This window comes from Colwellia sp. 6M3, from assembly GCF_014077595.1.
Taxonomy (GTDB): Bacteria; Pseudomonadota; Gammaproteobacteria; order Enterobacterales; family Alteromonadaceae; genus Cognaticolwellia.
Genome location: NZ_JACGWF010000209.1, coordinates 1 through 604 on the forward strand (window position 1 = coordinate 1; position 604 = coordinate 604).

Consider the following 604-nt stretch of genomic DNA (forward strand, 5'->3'; position numbering starts at 1 on the left):
GTTGTAATGATTGCAAAAAAGTGGACAGTTTGAGTATTTTTATTGGCTGAAAATCGTTACCTTTGTTCGCACTTACTTTAACCATTGTATGTCCTTATAAATGTTGATTAGCTTAGTGCTACTTTATGGGCAAAGCATCAATTTAACTTGAAGTTGTATTTTTTTTTGGTGGAATAAATAATACTAACATCTTCGAAATCTATAATAAATGTTGAAAAATAACACTATTTTATTAGCTTAAATTTTCTTCATAAATATAGAGTAAGGGCTATTTTTCTTTATCTTCATTGGCTTGACGATGCAACTGAATGGAGAATGATTTTTCGCCTTTACCACTGACTATTATCTGCATAATTTTATTACTAATTAGTCGATACTCAAGCTTGTTTGGAAAGTCATGTAATTAGTTTGCAAAGATAAATAATTTATCTTTGCATTCGATTAATTTTAAGGCAATGATGGCTAGCACCTGCCTTTTGGCCATAGTTATTTACCCGACATATTCAAAACGTTTGATTGTCTTACCTTCTCTTTCAATAGTCTCGTCAAACATGGACAGTGGTCTAACCCAAATCGCACGTTCGCCATATTCAGGTTGATATAC

General features: G+C 31.8%; 1 protein-coding gene. It reads right to left on the reverse strand.

From position 1 onward, the window contains the following. Positions 1-490: 490 nt before the first annotated feature. Positions 491-604, reverse strand: a 114-nt coding sequence (locus H4J50_RS19050; protein ID WP_182257709.1) for a DUF1653 domain-containing protein, incomplete at its 5' end; no start/stop codon positions are given.